Here is a 23,873-nt window from a genome sequence, read left to right as displayed (position 1 = left end):
TCTACCGGTACCACCGACACTCATGGGGGTTTGCCGGTACCTGAATGCGCATGTGCCGCCCTCGGCGGCCCCGAGACGACTCCCCATATCCGGACAGGGGCTCCAGGGGCCCCTGACGGCCACCCAGCGCTTCGGGCGGTGACCGCTCGTGGCACCCCGTCGCGGGCGGGAGCCCGCCGTGGCCACGGGGACGCGTCCGCACCCGTCGCGGGCGTGCGCGGCACGGGGGCGGAGCGGGTGGGCGCGGGCCCGCTCGGCGGGCGCCCGTGCATTCGGTGCCTGCGCATTCGGTGTCCGTGCGACGGCGTCCGTGGGTTCGACACCCACGCGACGGCCCCGCGCCCGCTTCGACGGCCCCGCGCCCTCGGGTCCGTGCGGATCCCGCCGCTGTCTATCCGTACGTGTCCCCGGGCCCCACGGACCCCGGCGCCCGCAGCGGTCCGTGGCGCCGCGCTCCCGCGCCCGGCCCCAGCACCTTGATCATCCGCACCGTCCCGTGCCCCAGGTCCTCGTTCAGCCGGGCCACCAGCGTCGGCGCCAGCAGCCGCAGCTGCGTCGCCCAGGCCGTCGAGTCGCACTGCACGGTCAGCACGCGCGCGTCCGGCTCGTCCTCGTACTTCACCGGTACGCAGTGTTTGGCGAGGTCCTCGCCGACGATCTGCGGCCAGCGCCCCATGACCCCGCCGACGGCCGCCGGCGTCTCCCAGCCGCGCTCGGCGAGCAGCCGGTTGATGGCGGCGCCGAGCGCCAGGGGATCGCGCCCGTCGGCGCGCGCGCCGGAGCGCAGGCCGCCTCCGCGCCGGGCCTGCTTCTTCTGCTGCGCGGCCGCCCCACGCGCGCGTGCCTGCTCCTTGGCGGCGCGCAGCGCGACCCGGGCGAGGTCCACGCCCGAGGGCTCGGGGGGCGCGGGCTTGTCCACAGGCTGTGGGGAAATTTTCTCGGTGTCGCTCATACCCGCTCCACTGTTCCTCCGGCCACCGCGTACCGCGTCCCCTTCAGGACGTCCGGCACGTCGTCGTCGACCGCCGCCGTGACCAGGACCTGCTCGCCGTCGGCCACCAGCTCCGCGAGCCGTTCGCGCCGGCGCGCGTCCAGCTCGGCGAAGACGTCGTCGAGGACGAGGACCGGCTCGTTGCCCTCGGAGCGCAGCAGGTCGTACGAGGCGAGGCGGAGCGCCAGCGCGTACGACCAGGACTCGCCGTGGCTCGCGTACCCCTTGGCGGGCAGCTCGCCGAGGCGCAGCAGCAGCTCGTCGCGGTGCGGGCCGACGAGGGTGACCCCGCGCTCGATCTCCTGTTTGCGGGCCTCGGCGAGGGCGTCGATCAGCTGCTCGTACAGCTCCTCGCGGGTCTGTCCGGCGCCGGGCGCGGACGGCCGGTACTCCAGCAGAATCGGTCCGCCTCCGGGCGCGAGCTGTTCGTACGCCTTGTCCGCGAGCGGCTGGAGGGTGTGGACGAGGTCGAGCCGCTGGGCGAGCAGCTCGGCGCCGGCCCGGGCCAGGTGCTGGTCCCAGACGTCGAGCGTGGAGAGGTCCATGCCGCGGCCGCCGTGCCGGCGGGCCATGGCGGCCGACTTCAGCAGGGTGTTCCGCTGCTTGAGGACGCGCTCGTAGTCGGAGCGCACGCCCGCCATGCGCGGCGCGCGCGCCGTGATCAGCTCGTCGAGGAAGCGCCGGCGCTCCCCCGGGTCGCCCTTGACCAGGGTCAGGTCCTCGGGCGCGAAGAGCACGGTCCGCACGATGCCGAGCACGTCACGGGGCCTGACCTGCGAGGACCTGTTGACGCGGGCGCGGTTGGCGCGGCCCGGGTTGAGCTCCAGCTCGACCAGCTGGGAGCGCTCGCCCTGGGTGACGGCGGCCCGGATGACGGCCCGGTCGGCGCCCGTCCGCACCAGCGGGGCGTCGGAGGCGACGCGGTGGCTGCCGAGGGTGGCGAGGTAGCCGACGGCCTCGACGAGATTGGTCTTGCCCTGGCCGTTCGCCCCCACGAACGCGGTGACGCCCGGGTCGAGGGGTACCTCGGCCCGGGCGTACGAGCGGAAGTCGGCCAGCGAGAGATGCGTGACGTGCATGGTGGGCGCCGGCCTTCCCCCGGTCGCTGTGCACCGGGTGGTGCACAGCCTGTGGATTGCTACTTCTTCTCGACCGCGTGGCCGCCGAACTGGTTGCGCAGCGCGGCGATCATCTTCATCTGCGGCGAGTCGTCCTGGCGGGACGCGAACCGCGCGAACAGCGACGCGGTGATCGCCGGCAGCGGTACGGCGTTGTCGATGGCGGCCTCGACGGTCCACCGGCCCTCGCCGGAGTCCGACGCGTAGCCGCGCAGCCGGTCCAGGTGCTCGTCCTCGTCGAGGGCGTTGACCGCGAGGTCGAGCAGCCAGGAACGGATGACCGTGCCCTCCTGCCAGGAGCGGAAGATCTCGCGGACGTTCTCCACCGAGTCGACCTTCTCCAGGAGCTCCCAGCCCTCGGCGTAGGCCTGCATCATGGCGTACTCGATGCCGTTGTGGACCATCTTCGCGAAGTGGCCCGCACCGACCTTGCCGGCGTGCACGGAGCCGTACTCGCCCTCGGGCTTGAGCGCGTCGAAGATCGGCTGGACCTTGGCGACGTCCTCGGCGGAGCCGCCGTACATCAGGGCGTAGCCGTTCTCCAGGCCCCACACGCCACCGGAGACGCCGCAGTCGACGAAGCCGATGCCCTTGGCGGCGAGCTCCTCGGCGTGCTTCTCGTCGTCGGTCCAGCGGGAGTTGCCGCCGTCGACCACGATGTCGCCGGGGGAGAGCAGCTCCGCCAGCTCGTCGATGGTGGACTGGGTCGCCGCGCCCGCGGGCACCATGACCCAGACGACGCGCGGACCCTTGAGCTTGTTCACCAGCTCTTCGAGGCTGTGGACATCGGCGAGGTCCGGGTTGCGGTCGTATCCGATGACGGTGTGGCCTGCGCGGCGGATGCGCTCGCGCATGTTGCCGCCCATCTTGCCGAGACCGACGAGACCGAGCTCCATCAGAGTGTTCCTTAAGCGTCGTGTGCGGTTGCTACCCGGGTCCGAGCCTACGCCCGGACCCGGCCGCACACCTGTGGGGTCAGCCGCTCAGCCGTACCCCCCAGGCCCCCGGCGAGGAGGCGTCAGCCGCTCAGCCGCACCGGCATGATCAGGTACTTGTAGGCCTCGTCCGCCTCCGCGTCCACGGCCGGGCGGCCGCTGAGCAGCGCCGGCTTGGTGGAGGTGGTGAAGGAGAGCTGGGCGACGGGGGAGTCGATCGCGCTCAGGCCGTCCAGGAGGAAGGTCGGGTTGAAGGCGATCGAGATGTCGTCGCCGTCGAGCTGCGCGTCGACCCGCTCCACAGCCTGTGCGTCGTCGCTGGAGCCGGCCTCCAGGATGAGGACGCCCTGCTCGAAGCTGAGGCGGACCGGGGTGTTGCGCTCGGCGACCAGGGCCACACGCTTGACGGCCTCCACGAAGGGGGCGGTCTCGATCACCGCGACCGAGTTGAACTCGGTGGGGAAGAGCGTGCGGTACTTCGGGAGGTCGCCCTCCAGGAGGCGGGTGGTGGTGCGGCGGCCCGCACCCTCGAAGCCGATCAGGCCCTCGCCCTTGCCGGAGCCGGAGAGCGCCAGGGTGACGGTGTCGCCGCTGGTGAGCGCCTTCGCGGTGTCCAGGAGGGTCTTCGCCGGCACCAGGGCGACGGCGGAGGCGTCCGGGGACTCCGGCTTCCACAGGAACTCGCGGACCGCGAAGCGGTAGCGGTCGGTGGAGGCCAGGGTGACGGTGTCGCCCTCGATCTCGATGCGCACACCGGTGAGGACGGGCAGCGTGTCGTCGCGGCCGGCCGCGATGGCCACCTGCGCGGCGGCGGCGGCGAAGACCTCGCCGGGGACGGTGCCGGTGGCGGTGGGCATCTCCGGCAGCGCCGGGTACTCCTCCACAGGGAGGGTGTGGAGGGTGAAGCGGGAGGAGCCGCAGACCACGGTCGCCCGTACACCGTCTGTGGAGATCTCCACGGGGCGGTTGGGGAGGGCGCGGCAGATGTCGGCGAGGAGGCGGCCGGAGACGAGGACGGTGCCGTCCTCCTCGACCTCGGCCTCGACGGAGACGCGGGCGGAGACCTCGTAGTCGAAGCTCGAGAAGCTCAGCGCGCCGTCCTCGGCCTTCAGCAGAAGGCCCGCGAGTACGGGAGCCGGCGGACGGGCCGGAAGGCTGCGGGCCACCCACGCCACCGCCTCCGCGAGTACATCGCGCTCCACCCGGATCTTCACCGGAACCGCCTCCTGCTTGTTGCTGGCTCTTCGTCGACTGCGGCATCCAGTCTGACGTACGCCGCCGACACTCGGTGCGGCTCGGGGTCAAGTCGTGACGAGAGCGCGTCGGGGCTCCGGCGCCGAGTTGTGCACAGGCCCCGCTTCAAAACGATTCCCGGGCTAACTATGAGTGGAAGTAGTAGTAGGGCCTGTGGAAACCGTGGATAACGTCGTCCACGCAGGTCAGGACCGGTTTTTTGTCCACTGCCCCTGTGGGTGGAACCAGTGGAAAACCACGGTTCTCTGTGGACACCGGAAAGTTCTGCACACCCGATACACAGGCAAGGGGTAGTTCTCCCCAGTGCTGTCCCCAGCTTTCCCCAGGTTCCCCACAGCCCAAACGTCTCCCTTGGTGTGACGCCTTTCACTCCAGAAGGTGAGAAGGGGTGTTGCGTTGCCGAACAGTGGACAGCGGTGTGGAGAAGCTGTGGGCAACCCATCCCTCCCTGTGGGTAGCCGGTGGACAACTCTCCGGAGGCCCTGTGGACGAAAGTTTTATCCACAGGCTGTGGAGATCGGTTGCCAACAAATCCACACCCCCCTGAGCTGGAGCGATGACCTGCCCTCCCCTCCCCCTGTGGACACAATCCGGATAACTCGGCAGTCCCCACCCTGTGGACGGGTGATCATCCCCCAATCTGTGGAGAACCCGCCACCGGAGCGGGGTAATCGAACAGAGCCCTCCCGGCCAGGACGCTCCCGTGGCGTCCGAGCGCCACTCCCCGGCCCTCCCGAGGGCCTTCCGACCGCCTCCCGAGAGCCTTCCGACGGCCTCCCGAGGGCCTTCCGACAGCACTGAAGGGCGCCCCGGGAGGTGTTCCCGGAGCGCCCTTCGGAGGTCGTACGGCGGTGTGTCAGCCGTTCTTGATGCGGTTGGTCAGCTCGGTGACCTGGTTGTAGATGGAGCGCCGCTCCGCCATCAGGGCGCGGATCTTCCGGTCCGCGTGCATGACGGTCGTGTGGTCGCGGCCGCCGAACTGCGCGCCGATCTTCGGCAGCGACAGGTCGGTGAGCTCCCGGCAGAGGTACATGGCGATCTGGCGGGCCGTCACCAGGACCCGGCTGCGCGAGGAACCGCAGAGGTCCTCCACCGTCAGCCCGAAGTAGTCGGCCGTGGCCGCCATGATGGCCGGCGCCGTGATCTCCGGCGAGGAGTCCTCGCCTCCCGGGATCAGGTCCTTGAGGACGATCTCGGTGAGGCCCAGGTCCACCGGCTGCCGGTTGAGGCTCGCGAAGGCCGTCACCCGGATCAGCGCGCCCTCCAGCTCGCGGATGTTCCGCGAGATCCGGGAGGCGATGAACTCCAGCACCTCCGGCGGGGCGTTCAGCTGCTCCTGCACCGCCTTCTTGCGGAGGATCGCGATGCGCGTCTCCAGCTCCGGCGGCTGCACGTCGGTGGTGAGTCCCCACTCGAAGCGGTTCCGCAGCCGGTCCTCCAGGGTCACCAGCTGCCGGGGCGGCCGGTCCGAGGAGAGCACGATCTGCTTGTTCGCGTTGTGGAGGGTGTTGAAGGTGTGGAAGAACTCCTCCTGCGTCGACTCCTTGCTCGCGAGGAACTGGATGTCGTCGACCAGCAGGATGTCCACGTCGCGGTAGCGCTTGCGGAAGGCGTCGCCCTTGCCGTCGCGGATCGAGTTGATGAACTCGTTGGTGAACTCCTCCGAGCTCACGTACCGCACGCGCGTGCCGGGGTAGAGGTTCCGCGCGTAGTGCCCGATGGCGTGCAGCAGGTGCGTCTTGCCGAGCCCCGACTCGCCGTAGATGAAGAGGGGGTTGTACGCCTTCGCCGGAGCCTCGGCCACCGCGACCGCGGCCGCGTGGGCGAAACGGTTCGAGGAACCGATCACGAAGGTGTCGAAGAGGTACCGAGGGTTCAGCCGCGCGTGCTGTTCGCCGGGGCCGCCGGAACCGGAGCCCGCGCCCGCGCCCGCGCCCGTGCCGCCGAGCGAGCCCTGGCCGAGGCCGGGCCCCACGCCCTGGCCGCCGGGACCCGGGCCGGGGCGCGGTCCCGCCCCCGGCGGCTCGGGAAGCTCGGCGCGCTCGGGCCGCTGCGGCTGCTCGTAGCCGCGGGGCGACTCGTCGTACCGCGGCCGTCCGGACGGATCGGGGGAGGCCGGCCCGGTGTACGGGGCGCGCTCCGGGAAGCCGCCGAGGCGCGGCTGCTGCCAGGAGAGGTCCTCCTGGGAGCGCGGCCAGGCGCCCGGCTCGGGGCGCGGCGGCTGCTGGTAGTCCGGGTAGGCCGGGCGCGCGGTGGGCAGTCCGTCGTCGGGGAGCGCGCGGTGGCCGTAGCCGTCGTACTTCTCGTACGGCTCCGGCTGCGGGCGCTCGCCGTAGTGCGGCTGCTGCGGGGCGTGGCCCGGGGAGGGCGCCGGCGGCTGCTCGCCGACGGAGTCGTCGACGGTGATCGCGATCCGGATCGGGCGGCCGCACTCGCGGCTGAGGGTCTCGCTGATCAGAGGGGCCAGCCGGCCCTCCAGGACCCGCTTGCCCCATTCGTTGGGGACGGCGAGCAGCGCCGTGTCGGCGACCAGGGCGAGCGGCTGGCAGCGCTCGATCCACTGTTTGTCCTTGGGCTCGATGCCCTGCTGTCCTTCTCCGAGCAGCTGATCGAGCACGCGTGGCCACACTGCGGCAAGATCGGCAGGTACGTCAGCCACAGGGCACGCTTTCTCGCAGGTCCCACGAATGTGTGCTTCTCGGGACGATAAGAACAGAACGGAAGAGATAGTCGAGTCCAGCCAAGGTAGTCGCGGCGGCTGACGTCGTTCAAGTTGTTGTCCACAGCCTGTGCACAAGCGGCCCCGCCGACGGGTCGGTTTGACCGGATGGCGTAATCGCGCGTACCGTAACCAGGTCGAGTTGTCGATGGCTGCTGCCGCCTGCCTCCGATGGGCAAAGACCACCTTGTGTGGTCGCGTAGCGGTGCACTCGAGCGTATGCGAGCTACTCGTGGGCGCACGGTGACAGCCAGGCGATGTCCCGCCACCACCCGAATCATTTCTGGAGCCCCCGAGTGAGCAAGCGCACCTTCCAGCCGAACAACCGTCGTCGCGCGAAGACCCACGGTTTCCGCCTGCGCATGCGTACCCGTGCCGGCCGCGCCATCCTGGCGAACCGCCGTGCCAAGGGTCGCGCGAGCCTGTCCGCCTGATCCACCTAAACAGGTCATGACGTGCTGCCTACCGAGAATCGGCTGAGGCGGCGCGAGGACTTCGCAACCGCGGTACGTCGAGGACGCCGGGCCGGTCGCCCGCTCCTCGTCGTCCACCTACGTAGCGGTGCAACGGACCCGCACGCGCCTGGGGAGAGCGCTCCCCCGACGCGTGCGGGTTTCGTCGTGAGCAAGGCCGTGGGCGGTGCGGTCGTCCGCAACCAGGTGAAGCGTCGTCTGCGCCACCTCGTCCGCGACCGGCTCTCCACGCTGCCCCCCGGTAGCCTGGTGGTCGTACGGGCGTTGCCCGGAGCCGGTGACGCCGACCACGCCCACCTGGCCCGCGACCTGGACGCCGCCCTTCAGAGGCTGCTGGGAGGGGGTACGCGATGAAGTACCCGTTCCTCGCCCTCATCAAGCTGTACCAGTGGACGATCAGCCCGCTCCTGGGCGACGTCTGCCGGTACTACCCGTCGTGTTCCCACTACGGATTCACGGCCATAGACCGGCATGGCGCGATCAAGGGCATCGCCCTGACCGCCTGGCGCATCCTGCGGTGCAATCCGTGGTCGCCCGGCGGAGTGGACCATGTCCCTCCGCGGAAGCGACCGCGCTGGCACGAGATGCTCAGGAACGCGCTGCGCGGCGACAAGGGCGGGATCTCCGCCGAGACGAGCCCGGCCGCAGAGACCTCGCCCAATGCTCAAGGAGCCTGATTAGTGGACACGATTGCCAGTCTGTTCAGCTTCATCACCTGGCCCGTTTCCTGGGTCATCGTCCAGTTCCACAAGCTGTACGGGGCGATCTTCGGCCCCGACACGGGCTGGGCCTGGGGCCTGTCGATCGTGTCCCTCGTGGTGCTGATCCGTATCGCGCTGATCCCGCTCTTCGTGAAGCAGATCAAGGCGACCCGGAACATGCAGGCGCTCCAGCCGAAGATGAAGGCGATCCAGGAGCGCTACAAGAGCGACAAGCAGCGCCAGTCCGAAGAGATGATGAAGCTGTACAAGGAGACGGGCACCAACCCGCTCTCCTCGTGCCTTCCCATCCTCGCCCAGTCGCCGTTCTTCTTCGCCCTGTACCACGTGCTGTCCAACATCGCGTCGGGCAAGAAGATCGGTGCCCTCAACCAGGAGCTGGTCGACAGCGCCCGTGAGGCGCACATCTTCGGTGCCCCGATCGCCTCGAAGTTCATGGACTCCCCCGAGGCGGTCGCCGCCCTCGGCGCCTCGCTCACCGACGTCCGCATCGTCACCGCGATCATGATCGTCCTGATGTCGGCCTCGCAGTTCTTCACCCAGCGCCAGCTGATGATGAAGAACGTCGACCTCTCGGTGAAGACCCCGTACATGCAGCAGCAGAAGATGCTCATGTACATCTTCCCGGTGATCTTCGCCGTCATGGGCATCAACTTCCCCGTCGGTGTCCTCGTCTACTGGCTGACCACCAACGTGTGGACCATGGGCCAGCAGATGTACGTGATCAACCAGAACCCGACCCCGGGCAGCAAGGCGCAGGACTCCTACCTCCAGCGCCTGCTGAAGAGCGTCACGCACCACGGTGAGATCCGCAGCCGTCGCCACAAGGCCGTCGTCAAGGCGATCGTCGCCAAGGGTTCGGACCGCAACGAGAACGAGCGCCGCTTCATCGGCGGTCTCGCCAAGGCCGGCTTCGCCGCCCAGGCCGACGGCACCGTGGTGAAGAGCGACGCCGCCGTCGCCGAGGCCGAGGGCACCGCCGCCCCCAAGCGCCAGCAGCCCAAGCGCCAGACCAAGGCCCAGCGCCAGTCCGGCGGCCAGCAGGCCAAGAGCGAGGAGACCGTCGAGGAGACGGCCGAGGAGTCCACGGGCGAGGCCGCCCAGGACGCCCGGCCGAAGACCTCGCTGGAGAAGAAGCCCGAGACGCCCGCCAAGGGCGGCGCGCAGGGCGGCGGCCGCAGCCGCGCGAACTCCGGCGGCTCCCGCCAGCGCAAGGGCCAGCAGCGGCCCAAGCACCCGTCCTCCAAGAAGTAGAAGCGTCCACGTAGCTAGAAGGAGTCCATCCGTGACGGAAGGCACCACCTCCGCCGCCGCCGAGGGTGGCGACACCCTGACCCGCCTTGAGCAGGAGGGTGAGATCGCGGCCGACTACCTTGAGGGTCTGCTCGACATCGCCGACCTCGACGGCGACATCGACATGGACGTCGAGGCGGACCGGGCCGCGGTCTCGATCATCAGCGACTCCGGCGGCCGCGATCTGCAGAAGCTCGTGGGCCGCGACGGCGAGGTGCTGGAGGCGCTCCAGGAGCTCACCCGCCTCGCCGTGCACCGGGAGACCGGTGACCGCAGCCGCCTGATGCTCGACATCGCCGGCTTCCGGGCGCAGAAGCGCACGGAGCTGGCCCAGATCGGCGCCAAGGCCGCGGACGAGGTCAAGGCCTCCGGTCAGCCGGTCAAGCTGGACCCGATGACCCCGTTCGAGCGCAAGGTCGTGCACGACGCGGTCGCCGCCGCCGGTCTGCGCAGCGAGTCCGAGGGCGAGGAGCCGCAGCGCTTCGTCGTCGTCCTCCCTGCCTGACCCGTCTCCTCGCGTCGGCCCCGTCTGTTCGCAGACGGGGCCGATCTTTGTCAGCCTGATAGTTCAGCCACTCAGCCACCACAGCGCGCTCGCACGGTACGCGTGCGGTATGGAAGGACGGTCCCCGTGACGGAGGAAGCGGAGCTCCCCGAGGCGCCGGAGCAGGCACGCAAGGTCTTCGGCGAGTACTTCCCCGAGGCCGTGCGCTACGCCGAGCTGCTCGCGGACGCCGGCGTGAAGCGCGGGCTCATCGGCCCGCGCGAGGTCCCGCGACTGTGGGAGCGCCACCTGCTGAACTGCGCCGTCCTCTCCGAGGTCGTCCCGGAGGGCGTCACGGTCTGCGACGTCGGCTCGGGCGCCGGCCTGCCCGGCATCCCGCTGGCCCTGGTCCGGCCCGATCTGAAGATCACGCTCCTGGAGCCGCTCCTGCGCCGGACCAACTTCCTCACGGAGGTCGTGGAGCTGCTCGGTCTCGATCATGTGACCGTCGTCCGTGGCCGCGCCGAAGAGATGCTCGGCAAGGTCCCGCAGGTCCACGTCGTGACCGCCCGCGCCGTGGCCCCCCTCGACCGGCTCGCCGGCTGGGGCGTGCCCCTGCTCCGCCCCTACGGCGAGATGCTGCTGTTGAAGGGCGACACCGCGCAGGAGGAGCTCGACGGGGCCCGCGCCGCGCTCGCCAAGCTGGGCGTGGTGGAGACCTCGGTCCTCCAGGTCGGCGAGGGGATCGTCGATCCGATGTCCACCGTGGTCCGGGTCGAGGTCGGGGAGAGCCCCGGCGGTGTGCGCTTCGCGGCCAAGCGGGCCAAGGCGGCGCGGACCAGCAAGACCCGTCGGCGCCGCTGAGCGTCGCTTTCGTCCGCTTTCACGGAGTGTCGGACGGTCCCGGCACGGGTGCGGGGGCATCGTGTTTCACGTGAAACGTCGCTCACTGCTCCAGGGGATCATCAGCCGCGGGCGCGCCGCAGTCACCCCCCGGGACCACCGACCCCGTGTGAAGCCACCCGCGAGGGTTACGGAGTTTTCCACAAAGGTGGATTCACCCACAGATCCACCGACCTCGCTGGTTCAGGACCCCGAAGGCATGGCAGGCTCTTCCCATCGCGAGCTTGATGCCGAGGAGAGTGAATCCTTGCGGTCCGACGCCAACATCGCGGGACCGATGACCGATCCGGTCCCCGGTCCCCGAACCGAATCGGCCGGGGAAGACGTTTCACGTGAAACGCTGCCCCCGGTGGATGACACCCCCATTGGCCGTGCTGCCCAGCTGGCCGTAGAAGCCCTGGGCCGCGCCGGCGAGGGACTGCCCCGTCCCGAGCAGACCCGCATCATGGTGGTGGCCAACCAGAAGGGCGGCGTGGGCAAGACGACCACGACCGTCAACCTGGCCGCCTCGCTGGCCCTGCACGGCGCCCGGGTCCTGGTGATCGACCTGGATCCGCAGGGCAACGCCTCCACGGCACTGGGCATCGACCACCACGCCGATGTCCCCTCGATCTACGACGTCCTCGTCGACAGCAGGCCGCTCTCCGAGGTGGTCCAGCCGGTCCTGGACGTCGAAGGCCTCTTCTGCGCCCCGGCCACGATCGATCTCGCCGGGGCGGAGATCGAGCTGGTGTCCATGGTGGCGCGCGAGAGTCGTCTCCAGCGTGCGATCCAGGCGTACGAGCAGCCGCTGGACTACATCCTCATCGACTGCCCGCCCTCCCTCGGACTGCTCTCGGTCAACGCCCTGGTGGCGGGGGCCGAGGTACTCATCCCGATCCAGTGCGAGTACTACGCCCTTGAGGGGCTGGGACAGCTCCTCAAGAACGTCGATCTGGTCCGTGGCCACCTCAACCCGACGCTGCACGTCTCGACGATCCTGCTGACCATGTACGACGGCCGCACCCGGCTCGCGTCGCAGGTCGCCGAGGAAGTCCGCAGCCACTTCGGGAAGGAGGTGCTCCGGACCAGCATTCCGCGGTCCGTCCGCATCTCCGAGGCGCCCAGCTACGGCCAGACGGTCATCACCTACGACCCCGGTTCCAGTGGAGCCCTGTCGTACATCGAAGCAGCGCGCGAGATCGCCTTCCGCGGCATCTCGGTCCATTACGAGCCCCATCAGCACGGCCGCGTGGGGCACCAGAACAACCAGCACAGCATGGCGGAGGAACTTCAGTGAGCGACCGACGTAGGGGACTGGGCCCGCGGGGGCTCGGCGCGCTGTTCGCCGGCACCCCTCAGGACCAGCAGGCGCCGGAGGCCGGCGCCGTCTCCACGCTCCCCGGGAGCGGTGCGGCCCGCCTGTTCCCCCAGAGTGTCCCGCAGCCCGAGCCGGTGACGGAGCCGGTGGAGCCCGAGCCGGCGCTGGTCGCCGGGGCGTACTTCACCGAGATCCCGCTCGACGCCATCACGCCCAACAAACAGCAGCCGCGCACGGTCTTCGACGACGAAGCCCTCGCCGAGCTCGTCACCTCCATCAAGGAGGTCGGCCTGCTCCAGCCCGTGGTCGTCCGCAAGACCGACGCCGACGCCTATGAGCTGATCATGGGTGAGCGGCGTTGGCGGGCCTGCCGCGAGGCCGGCCTGGAGTCCATCCCCGCGATCGTCCGGGCGACCGACGACGAGAAGATGCTCCTGGACGCCCTGCTGGAGAACCTCCACCGGGCCCAGCTGAATCCGCTGGAGGAGGCCGCCGCCTACGAGCAGCTGCTCACGGACTTCGGCTGCACCCACGACCAGCTCGCCGACCGGATCGGACGCTCCCGCCCGCAGGTCTCCAACACCCTGCGACTCCTCCGGCTCTCCCCGCCGGTCCAGCGCCGGGTCGCCGCCGGAGTGATCTCCGCCGGCCATGCCCGCGCCCTGCTCGGCGTGGAGGACCCGGAGGCCCAGGACCAGCTGGCGTTCCGGATCGTCTCCGAGGGCCTCTCGGTGCGCACGGCCGAGGAGATCGTGAAGCTCATGGGCCTGGAGGAGCCCGCTGCGGCGAAGGCCAAGAAGCCGCGGGCCGGTGCCCGGGTGTCGCCGGTCTTCTCCGATCTGGCGACCCGCCTCTCGGACCGTTTCGAGACCCGGGTGAAGGTCGACCTGGGGCAGCAGAAGGGCAAGATCGTCGTCGAGTTCGCCTCGGTGGAGGACCTCGACCGGATCCTCACCACGCTGGCCCCCGGCGAGAACAAGGTCATGGACCAGCTGAAGGCGGACCAGGAGGGGGAGCAGGGCGAGGAGTAAGCCCTCCCGAAGGCCTCTAGGGCGGGGAGCGTTCCGGGTGACACCGGGAGGCTCCCCGCCCTTTGCCTGTGTGCGGTGTCGTCGCGCGGGCTCGCTGGTTACGATTCCGAGAGCCGTATCCGTGCTCGGTGGCCGTGCGACGGCCAGGGAAGCGAGGGCAGCCGTGGGGCGTCGGCTCGTACCGCTCACGCTGGACAATCTTCCGGATCTGCCGAAGCGCTGTCGTTCCTGTGTGTTCTGGGAGCTCGATCCGGTGAGCGGCGAGGCGGCCGTGAAGGCGGGCCGCGCGGAGGTCGAGAAGGAGGCGTGGATCTCCGCCGTCCTGCTGGAGTGGGGCTCCTGCGGCCGGGTCGTCTACGTCGACGAGGTGCCGGTCGGGTACGTCCTCTACGCGCCCCCGGCCTATGTACCGCGCTCGACCGCCTTTCCCACAAGTCCCGTGGCGGCGGACGCCGTCCAGCTGATGACGGCCTGGATCATGCCGGAGTACCAGGGACAGGGGCTGGGCCGGGTGATGGTGCAGACGGTCGCCAAGGACGTGCTCCGGCGGGGCTTCAAGGCCATCGAGGCCTTCGGCGACGCCCGCTGGAAGGAACCGGCCTGCGTGCTGCCGGCGGACCATCTGCTCGCGGTCGGCTTCAAGACCGTACGTCCGCACCCCGCCTTCCCCCGGCTCCGACTGGAGCTGCGGACGACGCTCTCCTGGAAGGAGGACGTCGAGATGGCCCTGGACCGGCTGCTCGGCGCGGTCCAGAAGGAGCCCGCGCTCCGACCCCTGTGAACCCGGAACCGCTCCGGACGGAGAACGAAAACGGCCCGCCCCCTTCCGGGGACGGGCCGTTTCACGTGAAACAGCGTGGGCTCACTTCGCGTCGACGAAGGGCTCCAGGTCGCGCAGGATGGCGGCCTTCGGCTTGGCGCCGACGATGGTCTTCACGACCTCGCCACCCTGGTAGACGTTGAGCGTCGGGATGGACATGACGCCGTACTTCGCGGCCGTGGCCGGGTTCTCGTCGATGTTGAGCTTCACGATCTCGATCTCGCCGTGCTCGGCGGCGATGGCCTCCAGCGACGGGGCGATCTGACGGCACGGGCCGCACCAGGCAGCCCAGAAGTCCACCAGAACGGGCTTGTCGCTCTTGAGGACGTCCTCTTCGAAGGAAGCGTCGGTCACGTTCTTCAGGGCGCCGGCCACGGCGGCCTCCTTAACTTCGCGGGGTGTGAGGTGAAGAGAGCTCGGGTCAGACCGCGGGGGTCTCGGCCAGCTTCTCGCTGTCGGAGAGAGCGGCCAGGAAGCGCTCGGCGTCGAGCGCGGCGGAGCATCCGGTACCGGCGGCCGTGATGGCCTGGCGGTAGGTGTGGTCGACGACGTCACCGGCGCCGAAGACGCCCGTGAGGTTGGTGCGGGTCGACGGGGCGGCGACCTTGAGGTAACCCTCCTCGTCGAGGTCCAGCTGGCCCTTGAACAGCTCGGTCCGGGGGTCGTGGCCCACGGCGATGAAGAGACCGGTGGCGGCCAGCTCGCGGGTCTCGCCCGTCTGGGTGTCGCGCAGGGTCAGACCGGCGAGCTTCTGGTCGCCGTGGATCTCGGCCACCTCGCTGTTCCAGGCGAAGGAGATCTTCGGGTCGGCGAAGGCACGCTCCTGCATGGCCTTGGAGGCGCGCAGGGTGTCACGGCGGTGGACGATGGTGACCGACCGGGCGAAGCGCGAGAGGAAGGTCGCCTCCTCCATCGCGGTGTCGCCGCCGCCGACGACGACGATGTCCTGGTCCTTGAAGAAGAAGCCGTCGCAGGTGGCGCACCAGGAGACACCGCGGCCGGAGAGGGTGTCCTCGTTCGGCAGGCCGAGCTTGCGGTGCTGCGAACCGGTGGTGACGATGACGGCCTTGGCACGGTGCACGGTGCCGGCGGTGTCGGTGACGGTCTTGATGTCACCGGTGAGGTCCACGGCGACGACGTCGTCCGGAACGAGCTCGGCGCCGAAGCGCTCGGCCTGCGCCCGCATGTTGTCCATGAGGTCCGGGCCCATGATGCCGTCACGGAAGCCGGGGAAGTTCTCGACCTCGGTGGTGTTCATCAGGGCGCCACCGGCGGTGACGGCACCTTCGAAGACCAGCGGGTTCAGCGACGCCCGGGCCGTGTAGAGCGCGGCGGTGTAACCCGCGGGCCCGGAGCCGATGATGATCACGTTACGGACGTCGCTCACGGGTTTCTTCCTCGTCTCTGCAGACTGCCTACTGCCTATGGGGGCGGTGTCTCGGTCTCTCTCCACCCCACCCAACGGATCCTAAGGGGCGCGCATTCCCGAGAGCACCGCGCGGCACGTGCGTGAGACGGACAGGGAGACGGCATCGGGGCGGCGGCGGGCGAGGAAGCGGTCAGGGCTTCGGGTACGAGGCGGTCGTCAGCAGCTTCCCCGGAGTGTTCCCGGTGCAGGAGGCGTCGACGACGTACGCGTCCACCCGGCTGCTGTCCGCAGGGTCGGGGAGCACGAGGAGATAGGCGGGGGCGCCCTCGTACTCACCGCGCTCGGACGCGAGGACCGCGTCCTGGCGACCGGTGCCCGCGCGGACGCACTCGGGGAGGGCTCCGTCGATGTTCCGCTGGGCGAGTCCGGCGCTCTCGGTCGCCTCCGCCGAGAGCGACTCGGGCCGGTCCCCCTTCGGGGCCCGTGCGGCAGGACCGTTCCCTCCGAGGAGGCTCTCGACCCTGTCCTCGACCGATTCTCCGGAGAAGGCGCTCAGGGACGAGCTCGCGGCGTCGGCCGCGGTGCCGTCCGTGTCCGCGCCGTTCTGCGTGAGCGCATAGAGACTGACGGCACAGACGGCGGCGACCAGGGTCCCGGCGAGTCCCGCGAGGGCGGCGATCCGGCCGCGGTGACGGGTGCGCCCCCGCCCGGGGCCGGTGGCGCCCCGGGACGCAGGCGGGCGACCTTCGGCGGGACGGCCGGCCTGTGCGCCGGGGTGGCCTGTTTCACGTGAAACAGCCGGAGTGGCCCTAGTCGAAGGCGTGTCCCCCGAGACCGTGGTTTCACGTGAAACAGGCCGGGGCGCGTCGGGGGCGGTGGCGTCGAGGAGCGCTTCGGCGGCGAGAGCGGCGTCGATCCGGCCGGCGATCTCGGCGGGCATGCGCGGAGGGCCCGGAAGGGTGCCCAGGAGCCCCCGGATCTCCTCCAGGGAACTCCGGACGTCGGCACAGAGCACGCAGCCGTCGAGGTGCCTGCGGACGGTCGCGGAGCGGCTCGGGGAGAGCAGCCCCTCGGTCAGGTCGGAGATCTCCGAGACGTCCGGGTGCTGTGCTGTGTCGGCCTTGTCGGTCGTGGTCACGCGCGCCCACCTCCGCCCTTCACAGCAGTTGGATCGGTCGGTCCTGGTTCCGTCGGCTCCGACACCGGTGGGACGGATGCCCCCGGCGTCCGGTTCCTTCCCCCCTCGGGGGGCTCGTTACCCACGGTGTCGGCGCGCAGATGAGTGAGCATCGGCAGCAACCGGGCCCGACCGCGTGCACAGCGGCTCTTCACGGTGCCGGTGGGGACGCCGAGGATACGGGCGGCCTCGGCGACGGGATATCCCTGCATGTCGACGAGGACGAGGGCGGCGCGCTGGTCGGGGGCGAGGGTGGCGAGCGCCGCGAGCAGCTGCCGGTGGAGGTCCTCGCGCTCGGCAGGGGCCTCGGCGGACTCGTGCGGTTCGAGGAGCTGCTCGAAGCGGGCGGTGTCGTCCACGGGCGAGGTCCTGCGGGTGGCGCTCTTCCTGAGGCGGTCCAGACAGGCGTTCACGGTGATGCGATGGAGCCAGGTCGTGACGGCCGACTGGCCCCGGAAGGTGTGGGCGGCCCGGAAGGCCGAGATGAGGGCGTCCTGGACGGCGTCGGCGGCCTCCTCGCGGTCCCCGAGGGTCCGGAGCGCCACCGCCCACAACCGGTCGCGGTGGCGCCGTACGAGCTCACCGAAGGCGTCCGGGTCCCCGGCGACATGACGGGCCAGGAGTTCCCGGTCGTCTGTGGCGTCTATCGGACGGTCCAACGGTGAGCCCCCTCCCCTGTGGTCGTCAGCCCATGACCTTGACTTCGGACAGTTGGCCGCGGATCTGGCCGTCGGTGAGAGGCAGCTCCGTCAGCCAGACCAGAACGTAGCGGGTCGTGACCGGCTTGGGGAGCTTCAGCTTCAGGTCGTCGCCGGCGTCGGAGACCTGGGTGGTGAACCCGTCGGCGGTGGACGGTGCCGAGGAGGCGCCCTCGGGTGCGGTACGGATCTCGACCGAGGTGCGTCCCACGAACGACAGGTCGACCGAGCTGAGCTTCTGCTCCGAGCCCAGGTCGAGCACGATCCCGACGCCGGGCTTCAGATTGCCGAAGTGCGTGGTGGTGTAGTTCTTGGTGTGCCAGACGGTGCCCGGATCGCCGTCGTAGGCGTTCTTCACCGCCTCCGGGTACTCCTCGCCGTTGCCCCCGGGGAGCGGGTCGAAGTCGTCCGCCGACTGGATCGTGATCGGCTTCGGCGGTGGGGGCTTCTCGTCGGTCGTGGGCTGGACGACCGGCGTCTCCTCCTTGGGCTCCGGCTTGAGGAGCCGGTCGGCGATCTGCCAGCTGCCCAGGCCCAGGGCCGCGATGAGGAGGGCGCCGACGGCCCACTTCAGTGCCTTGCCCGTGCGGCTCTCCAGCGGGGCCGGCGGGACCGGGACGGGCTGGGTGACCACGGGGCGCGGCTGGGGGCGCCCGTAGGTGCCCTGCTGGTACGTGGTGCGCTGGTACTCGGCGGGAGCGGGGAACTCCGGCTCCGGCGGCTTGACGCGGGGCATCGCGGCGACGGCCTTGGCGAGTTCGTCCGGCGTGGTGCAGGGCGGCTCCTGACGGGACGCCGTGGCCCCGTCGTTGGCGAGGGCGCGCATGGCGATCTCGGAGAGGCCCCGGTGGACGCCGGCGCGGACCTGGTCCGGCGGGATCAGGCCGACGCCCTTGGGGAGGCCGGAGAGGCCGTGGGCGTCGCTCTCGTACGGCCAGCGCTGGGTGAGTGCCGCGTAGAGGAGGGCGCCGATGGCCTCGGTGTCGGTGCGCTGGGGGCGGTCGGCGGTGATGCCGCGCAGGGCGGCGTTCACGGCGAGGCCGCGGATGCGGTACTGGCCGGTGGAGCTGCGCAGGACGGCGCTCGGCGTGAGGCGCAGGTGAGCCAGGCCCTCGCGGTGCGCGGCGGCCATGGCCTGGGAGACCTGGGAGACGAGCTGGTAGGCCTCGTGGGCCTGGAGCGGACCGTCCGCGAGGAGTGCGGTCAGCTCGGTGGCGTCGGGAAGCCACTCGTGGACGACGTAGACGAGGTCGTTCTCCTCGACCGCGTCGAGGACCTGGACGAACCGGGGGTCGCCGAGGAGGGCCGCCGAGCGGGCGGCGGCCAGGACGGAGCGGGCGCGGGGATGGTCGGCCGGCAGCAGGTGCACGCCGACGGCCCGCCGCAGCTTCTCGTCGACGGCACGCCAGCTGCTGAAGCCGTCCAAACGGGTGACGCACTCCTCCAGCCGGTAGCGCCGGGCCAGCTTGTGACCGCTGTGCAACTCGGGTGGAGCGAGGGAGGGCTGTTCGCCGTTCTTCCGTTCGACCGCCTTCTGCTCGGGGGCCGCTGAGGGCGCCTCCGACGTCTTCCGTTCTTCCGCCACCCCGTCGGTCGCGGCCGTGTCCGCCTGCGCGGTCAGCGGGTCGTCACCGCTGTTGTCGGCCACGTCGACGGCAGCCGTGCTACGTTCCGCCACCGTCGTTCCTGCCTCCCCATCCGTTGCGCCACATCCAACAGCCAAGCCAATTGTGCCCACAGTCGGACGCCATGCACGACACACGGGTCCCCCCGAAGGTTGTCCCGGAGGACGGGATCAGCGTCCGAGACGGCCCCGCACCATGCCGACGAGGGTGTTCAGTTCGGTGATCCGCATGCGGCGCGCGGCGACGAAGAAGACCCCGAGGAGCACCGCACCGCCGACGACGAGAGCGACCAGCGAACCGAGGGCGCCCTCGCCGAGCAGCTTCAGCAGACCGAAGCCGACGGCCCCGGACAGGACCGCGGCCGGCAGGGAGGCCATGCAGAGGCGGGCGTAGGTGCGCATCACGTGGGCGCCGTCCAGGTCGCCGCCGAGACGGTTGCGCAGCCGTCGCCAGGCGATGCCGACGCCGACGGCGTAGGCGAGGCCGTAGGAGGCGGCCATGCCGACGACGGCCCACTGGGCGGGGAGCAGGACGTAACAGAGGGCGGAGGCCGCCGCGTTGACGGCCGCGACGATGACCGTGTTGTAGAAGGGGGTGCGGGTGTCCTCGTAGGCGTAGAAGCCGCGGAGGACGACGTACTGCACGGAGTAGGGGATCAGGCCGAGGCCGAAGGCCATCAGGATGAAGCCCATGCCCTGGGCGGCCTGGACGCCGCTGGAGGCGTACAGCAGGGTGCACATCGGGACGCCGAGGGCCAGGAAGGCGAAGGAGACCGGGACGATGGCGACCGCGGAGTTGCGCAGACCCTGGGAGATGTCGTCGCGGACGGCGCCCGGGTCGTCGTCGCTGGCGGCGCGGGAGATCCGGGGCAGCAGGGCGGCCATGACGGAGACCGTGATGATGGCCTGCGGCATGCCCCAGATCAGCTGGGCGTTGGAGTAGGCGAGGAAGCCGGCGCCGTTCTTGCCGGACTCCTCGCCGGCCGCGGTGGCGAGCTGGGTGACGACCAGGACGCCCGCCTGGTTGGCGAGGACGAAGAGGACGGTCCACTTGGCGAGCTTGACCGTCTTGCCGAGGCCGTGGCCCTTCCAGTCGAACCGGGGCCGGAAGCGGAAGCCCGTCTCGCGCAGGTAGGGGATCATCGCGAGCGCCTGGACGACGAGGCCGAGCAGGGTGCCGATGCCGAGGAGGCGGATGCCCTCGTCGGGGATGGTCTGCACACCCATGTGGGACTCGGCGGAGGTGCCGTAGACCCAGATGAACAGGCCGAAAGTGACGATCATGACGATGTTGTTGAGGACCGGGGTCCACATCATCGCGCCGAACTTGCCGCGGGCGTTGAGGATCTGGCCCATCACCACGTGCACGCCCATGAAGAAGATGGTGGGCAGGCAGTAGCGGGCGAAGGTCACCGCGACGCTGTTGGCGGCGGCGTCGTCGGCGATGGTGTTCGACATCAGCCGGATCAGGACGGGTGCCGCGAAGACCGCCGCGACCACGATCAGGCCGAGGGCCACCATGACGAGGGTCAGCAGGCGGTTGGCGTAGGCCTCGCCGCCGTCCTCGTCGTTCTTCATCGAGCGGACCAGCTGCGGCACGAAGACCGAGTTGAGCCCGCCGCCGACGGTGAGGATGTAGATCATCGTCGGCAGGGTGTACGCGATGGTGAAGGTGTCGCCGAGCAGCGCGGCACCGAGGGCGCCGGTGATGACCAGCGAGCGGACGAAGCCGGTGAGCCGGGAGACGAGGGTGCCGGCGGCCATCACGGCGCTCGACTTCAGCAGCCCGGAGGCACGGCCGCCCTTCTTCGGCGGGGCGGGCAGCGGGTCGGGTTCCGCGGCGGGGGCGGGCACCTGGCCCTGCTGGTCCCGGTAGAGGTGGGCGAAGGCGTCCTGCTCGGGCCGCTCGTCCTCGCTCGCCCGGGTCACCAGGTCGTCGACGCCGGTGAACTGCACCGTGCGGGCGTCGTCGCCGTAGGGGAGGTGGCGGGACGGGCCGTCGGGCTCGGGCGCCGGGGTCTGGGCCCATACCCGCGGGTCCGGGGCGTGCTGGGGCGCGGCCGGCTGCTGGTAGAGCGCCTGCGGGTCCTGGTACGTGCCCGGCGGGGGCGGCGGGTGGGCGGCGCGGTCGTAGAGCGCCTCGCCCACCGGGTCCTGCGCGGACAGGTCGCGCGCCCGGTACGGGTCGTGGGCGTAGGCGTCCTGGACGTAGGGGTCCTGGGCGTAGGGGTTCTCGGAGTGGGGGTGCCCGGGCTGTCCGGGGTACGCGGACGGGTCCTGCGGCTGCGCGCCGTAGGGCTCCTGCGCGTACGGGACCTGTGGCGGGTACCCGGGGTGCTGCCCCTGCGGGAGCGGCTGCCCGTCCGGCCCGACGGGGGGAACGGGCATGCCGCCGGACGGTGCGGCGCCGCCCGCTCCCTGGCCGCGGTCACCGTCGTACGGCGCGTTCATGGTTACCCCACCTCATCGTCCCCGGCCGACCGGCCACGACATCGCTCAACGGTCCACTTTCTCACCCGGGCCCGACGGGTCGCCGCTTTCGGAGCCGGTGTCCGCGTCCGGGTCACTCGGCTGCCCGGCTCGGTCCGCCGTGGCGCTCGTGGCCCCGGCTTCGCTCGCGGTCTCGGTACCGGCCGCCGGCCCGCCCGCGATCGGTGCGCCGGTTTCGGCTTCGGTTCCGGTTTCGGCGTCGGCGTCGGCGGCGCGGGCGGCGAGGCGCTTGCGCTGGCTGTACATGCGGACGCCGGCGAGGACGAGGAGCAGCACACCGCCGGCGATGACCAGCATCACCGTCGGGGTCATCTCCGAGACCTTCACGGAGAAGGTCATCGGGGAGCCGTAGGGCGTGCCGTCCACCGTGTACAGCTGGGCGGTCATCGAGACCTGGCCGTTGGCGTTGGCCGAGGCGGGGAACTTCACCGACTGGCTGTGCCCGGCGCGGACCGTGAGGGGCAGGTCGGCCGAGGTCTCTCCGTCGACCTTCAGCCGGGTGCCGTTGCTGGAGGTCAGCCGCAGGACGAGCCCCTGCACGTCCTGGAGGAGCTTGTTCTGCACCGTGACGGGGATGGTGGCGCTGCGGCCCGACAGGGTCAGGGCGGACTTGTCGACGAGCACCACGCTCTTGGTGAGGCGTCGGAGGACGTCCTGGACGTCGACGCGGTAGATCGCCGCCGCGGTGGTCCGCCCGCGCCAGGAGGTGGACATCTCGCGGTTGATCGCGGCGAGCACCGGCGGCACGACCCGGTCCTGCCTGCTGAGGATGACCTTGAAGTCGCTCAGCTCGTCACCCGTGGTCTTCATGTCCCGGAAGGCGTCCACCGGCAGCTCGCCGTCACGGAGCTTCTTCGGGTACTGCGAGGCGCGCGGCACCCTCGTGGAGGCGTCGGGGTCGGGCTTGGCCGCCGCCGCGGCGACCAGGTCGACCGGCTCGGTCCAGCGCTTGGCGCCGAGCCCGCGCACGGCGGCCGCCATCGCCTGGGCCTGGGACACGCTCGGCTGCCGCTGCGGGGCGACGACGACGCTGCGCCGGTCCTGCGGCTGTTCCAGGGTGATCGCGAGGGTCTGCGCCAGGAACTCCTGGACGGCGAGCGTCGACGTCTCGGCGCGGACCATGTCGCCCTGGAAGGCGGTCGAGAGTTCCGCGTCGCTCACCACCGCCGTGGCGCCGCCGCCGATGGGGCGGGCCGCCGTGGGGGTGTAGGAGAGGTCGTCGTCCCGGATGCTGTCGCTGCGGGCGATCACCTTGCGGGCGCCGGCCGAGGTCGCGACCGCCATGATCGAGGGATCGACGGCGCCCTCGACGGGCCAGGCGAAGTCGGTGGCCGGCTGGACGTGGAGGACCGTCTCCACGGTCGACCCGGCCAGCGCCGTCGCCGACTGGAGGTGCCCGAGGGAGCCGGGCACGGCCTTGCCGCGGTGGGCGAGGGAAGCCAGGTCGGGGTCGGCGAAGGGCAGCGCGACGACCTTGCGGCCCCGCACGGCCTTCTCCAGCTCGCCGAGCCAGCGCTCGGCCAGCTTGCGGTTCGCCTCGGTGCCCGCGATGTGCCCGGTGCCGTCCTTGACCCGGTAGCCGTTGGCCATGGCGTCGACGGAGGCCAGCAGGTCCGGATCGATCACCCAGGTGACCGGGAGGTCCTTGCCCAGGGTGACCATCTGGTCGAGCCGGCCGCCGGGTCGCAGCTCCTCGACGAGCTCGTCGTCCTGGAAGACAGGCGTCTGCTGGTCGTCCGCGGCGGTGTCGGCCGAGACGTGGGCCGAGGAGATCAGCGGCCAGAGATAGGTGAGCTGGGTCCGCTTGGCGGTCGGCTCGGGCTGGTACGGCAGGAAGGTCCGCTCGATGCCGAGGACGCGGTCCCACTTCGCGTCCGAGGTCTGTCCGGTGAGGGAGACGCCCAGCTGGTACACGCCGCCCTCGTCGCCGAGGTCCAGATCGGCGACGGGCACGGAGATCCGGAAGTCCTGGGGGACGCCGGCGGCCAGGCGCGCGACCTTGATCTCGGGGGAGTCCAGCGGCTGGGGGTCGCTGTCGGAACGGAAGCCCTTGCGGCGGGCGACCTGGTCGATCTCGCTGCGGCTGTCCATCCGCGGACCGACCCGCAGGTTCACCGTCGCGTCGGTGATGGTCCGCTTGCCGCGGTTGGTCAGCGTGCCGGTGACGGTGACGGTGTCCCCTTCGACCGGGGCGCTCGGCGTCAGCGTGTCGATGGACACATCGACCGTCCGGGAGGCCGGGGCCTCCTCGGCGGTCCCGGCCGCCGAGGGATTCTGGAGCAGACCGGCGAGGAGGGGTGCCCCGACGGCTACGGTGAGGGTGCGCCGCAGCCACCGGCGGGCGGGTGAGGGACCGGTTCCCTGGAAAGCTGCCGCCTCAGCCACGCGTTCGCCCGTCCTCGTCGTTGTCGGTGGTGCCCGTGATGCCAGTGGTTCCCGGTTGCTGTGTCCAGGCATGGTAACGAGGCATGGAGG

Annotated in this window: 21 protein-coding genes and 1 pseudogene; 9 read left to right on the top strand and 13 right to left on the bottom strand. The window is 70.8% G+C overall.

Annotated elements, in window-relative coordinates:
- Positions 1 to 391: 391 nt before the first annotated feature.
- The 6 genes and pseudogenes from IE245_RS30635 to IE245_RS38285 all read right to left on the bottom strand — a co-directional run.
- Positions 392 to 952: a DciA family protein gene (locus IE245_RS30635; RefSeq protein ID WP_189953490.1), complete on the bottom strand. Its 561-nt coding sequence runs from the start codon at positions 950 to 952 to the stop codon at positions 392 to 394.
- A complete protein-coding gene (gene recF, locus IE245_RS30630) occupies positions 949 to 2,070 on the bottom strand; it encodes a DNA replication/repair protein RecF (protein WP_189953488.1) in 1,122 nt (373 codons plus the stop codon). The genes IE245_RS30635 and recF overlap by 4 nt, the downstream gene beginning before the upstream one ends.
- 59 nt (positions 2,071 to 2,129) lie before the next feature.
- Entirely contained in the window at positions 2,130 to 3,005 is an 876-nt protein-coding gene (gene gnd / locus IE245_RS30625) for a phosphogluconate dehydrogenase (NAD(+)-dependent, decarboxylating) (RefSeq protein WP_189953485.1), read from the bottom strand.
- A 122-nt stretch (positions 3,006 to 3,127) separates the two neighbouring features.
- Positions 3,128 to 4,258, bottom strand: coding sequence for a DNA polymerase III subunit beta (gene dnaN, locus IE245_RS30620; protein WP_189953483.1), 1,131 nt, complete (start codon positions 4,256 to 4,258; stop codon positions 3,128 to 3,130).
- A gap of 896 nt (positions 4,259 to 5,154) precedes the next feature.
- On the bottom strand, positions 5,155 to 6,957 hold the full coding sequence (gene dnaA / locus IE245_RS30615; protein WP_189953481.1) for a chromosomal replication initiator protein DnaA: 1,803 nt from the start codon (positions 6,955 to 6,957) through the stop codon (positions 5,155 to 5,157).
- Positions 6,897 to 7,298: pseudogene (locus tag IE245_RS38285) on the bottom strand (hypothetical protein); the annotation flags it as partial. The gene dnaA and the pseudogene IE245_RS38285, both read right to left, overlap by 61 nt.
- Before the next feature lie 15 nt (positions 7,299 to 7,313).
- Here IE245_RS38285 and rpmH point away from each other — a divergent pair.
- The 9 genes from rpmH to IE245_RS30570 all read left to right on the top strand — a co-directional run bounded on the left by rpmH (position 7,314) and on the right by IE245_RS30570 (position 14,001).
- Positions 7,314 to 7,451 carry a 50S ribosomal protein L34 gene (gene rpmH / locus IE245_RS30610; protein WP_015659252.1) on the top strand — a complete coding sequence of 46 codons (138 nt, stop codon included), beginning with the start codon at positions 7,314 to 7,316 and terminating at the stop codon, positions 7,449 to 7,451.
- A 21-nt stretch (positions 7,452 to 7,472) separates the two neighbouring features.
- Positions 7,473 to 7,844 carry a ribonuclease P protein component gene (gene rnpA, locus IE245_RS30605; RefSeq protein ID WP_030753828.1) on the top strand — a complete coding sequence of 124 codons (372 nt, stop codon included), beginning with the start codon at positions 7,473 to 7,475 and terminating at the stop codon, positions 7,842 to 7,844.
- Entirely contained in the window at positions 7,841 to 8,167 is a 327-nt protein-coding gene (yidD, locus tag IE245_RS30600) for a membrane protein insertion efficiency factor YidD (RefSeq protein ID WP_030493766.1), read from the top strand. Before rnpA ends, yidD begins: the two co-directional genes overlap by 4 nt.
- A 3-nt stretch (positions 8,168 to 8,170) precedes the next feature.
- Positions 8,171 to 9,463, top strand: a complete 1,293-nt coding sequence (gene yidC, locus IE245_RS30595; protein ID WP_189953480.1) for a membrane protein insertase YidC — start codon at positions 8,171 to 8,173, stop codon at positions 9,461 to 9,463.
- Between the two features lie 31 nt (positions 9,464 to 9,494).
- A complete protein-coding gene (locus IE245_RS30590) occupies positions 9,495 to 10,007 on the top strand; it encodes a Jag family protein (RefSeq protein WP_189953478.1) in 513 nt (170 codons plus the stop codon).
- 126 nt (positions 10,008 to 10,133) lie between these two features.
- Positions 10,134 to 10,850, top strand: coding sequence for a 16S rRNA (guanine(527)-N(7))-methyltransferase RsmG (rsmG, locus tag IE245_RS30585; RefSeq protein ID WP_189953476.1), 717 nt, complete (start codon positions 10,134 to 10,136; stop codon positions 10,848 to 10,850).
- A gap of 238 nt (positions 10,851 to 11,088) precedes the next feature.
- Positions 11,089 to 12,168 (top strand): ParA family protein, encoded by a 1,080-nt coding sequence (locus IE245_RS30580; RefSeq protein WP_189953474.1) that lies wholly within the window; start codon positions 11,089 to 11,091, stop codon positions 12,166 to 12,168.
- Positions 12,165 to 13,220, top strand: a complete 1,056-nt coding sequence (locus tag IE245_RS30575) for a ParB/RepB/Spo0J family partition protein (protein ID WP_189953472.1) — start codon at positions 12,165 to 12,167, stop codon at positions 13,218 to 13,220. The genes IE245_RS30580 and IE245_RS30575 overlap by 4 nt, the downstream gene beginning before the upstream one ends.
- 163 nt (positions 13,221 to 13,383) lie before the next feature.
- A complete protein-coding gene (locus IE245_RS30570) occupies positions 13,384 to 14,001 on the top strand; it encodes a GNAT family N-acetyltransferase (RefSeq protein ID WP_189953470.1) in 618 nt (205 codons plus the stop codon).
- A gap of 81 nt (positions 14,002 to 14,082) precedes the next feature.
- On the opposite strand, the gene trxA is transcribed toward IE245_RS30570, so the two are convergent.
- From trxA to IE245_RS30535, 7 genes are all read right to left on the bottom strand, one after another.
- Positions 14,083 to 14,415: a thioredoxin gene (trxA, locus tag IE245_RS30565; protein ID WP_308436639.1), complete on the bottom strand. Its 333-nt coding sequence runs from the start codon at positions 14,413 to 14,415 to the stop codon at positions 14,083 to 14,085.
- 46 nt (positions 14,416 to 14,461) lie between these two features.
- Positions 14,462 to 15,427: a thioredoxin-disulfide reductase gene (gene trxB / locus IE245_RS30560; protein WP_189953468.1), complete on the bottom strand. Its 966-nt coding sequence runs from the start codon at positions 15,425 to 15,427 to the stop codon at positions 14,462 to 14,464.
- A gap of 172 nt (positions 15,428 to 15,599) precedes the next feature.
- The gene (locus IE245_RS30555; protein ID WP_189953466.1) at positions 15,600 to 16,547 is read right to left on the bottom strand and encodes an RsmA family anti-sigma factor; all 948 of its coding nucleotides are present in this window, start codon (positions 16,545 to 16,547) and stop codon (positions 15,600 to 15,602) included.
- Positions 16,544 to 17,245: an RNA polymerase sigma factor SigM gene (gene sigM / locus IE245_RS30550; RefSeq protein WP_189953464.1), complete on the bottom strand. Its 702-nt coding sequence runs from the start codon at positions 17,243 to 17,245 to the stop codon at positions 16,544 to 16,546. The genes IE245_RS30555 and sigM overlap by 4 nt, the downstream gene beginning before the upstream one ends.
- A 25-nt stretch (positions 17,246 to 17,270) precedes the next feature.
- The gene (locus tag IE245_RS30545; RefSeq protein ID WP_189953462.1) at positions 17,271 to 18,962 is read right to left on the bottom strand and encodes a protein kinase family protein; all 1,692 of its coding nucleotides are present in this window, start codon (positions 18,960 to 18,962) and stop codon (positions 17,271 to 17,273) included.
- A gap of 117 nt (positions 18,963 to 19,079) precedes the next feature.
- Positions 19,080 to 21,359 (bottom strand): murein biosynthesis integral membrane protein MurJ, encoded by a 2,280-nt coding sequence (gene murJ / locus IE245_RS30540; protein ID WP_189953460.1) that lies wholly within the window; start codon positions 21,357 to 21,359, stop codon positions 19,080 to 19,082.
- Between the two features lie 45 nt (positions 21,360 to 21,404).
- On the bottom strand, positions 21,405 to 23,783 hold the full coding sequence (locus tag IE245_RS30535) for a DUF6049 family protein (RefSeq protein WP_189953458.1): 2,379 nt from the start codon (positions 23,781 to 23,783) through the stop codon (positions 21,405 to 21,407).
- Between the last annotated feature and the right edge of the window lie 90 nt (positions 23,784 to 23,873).

It is taken from the genome of Streptomyces roseolus (assembly GCF_014649855.1).
Taxonomy (GTDB): Bacteria; Actinomycetota; Actinomycetes; order Streptomycetales; family Streptomycetaceae; genus Streptomyces; species Streptomyces roseolus.
The sequence above is the reverse complement of the archived record's forward strand: the minus strand, read 5'-3'. Positions and strand labels throughout refer to the sequence as shown.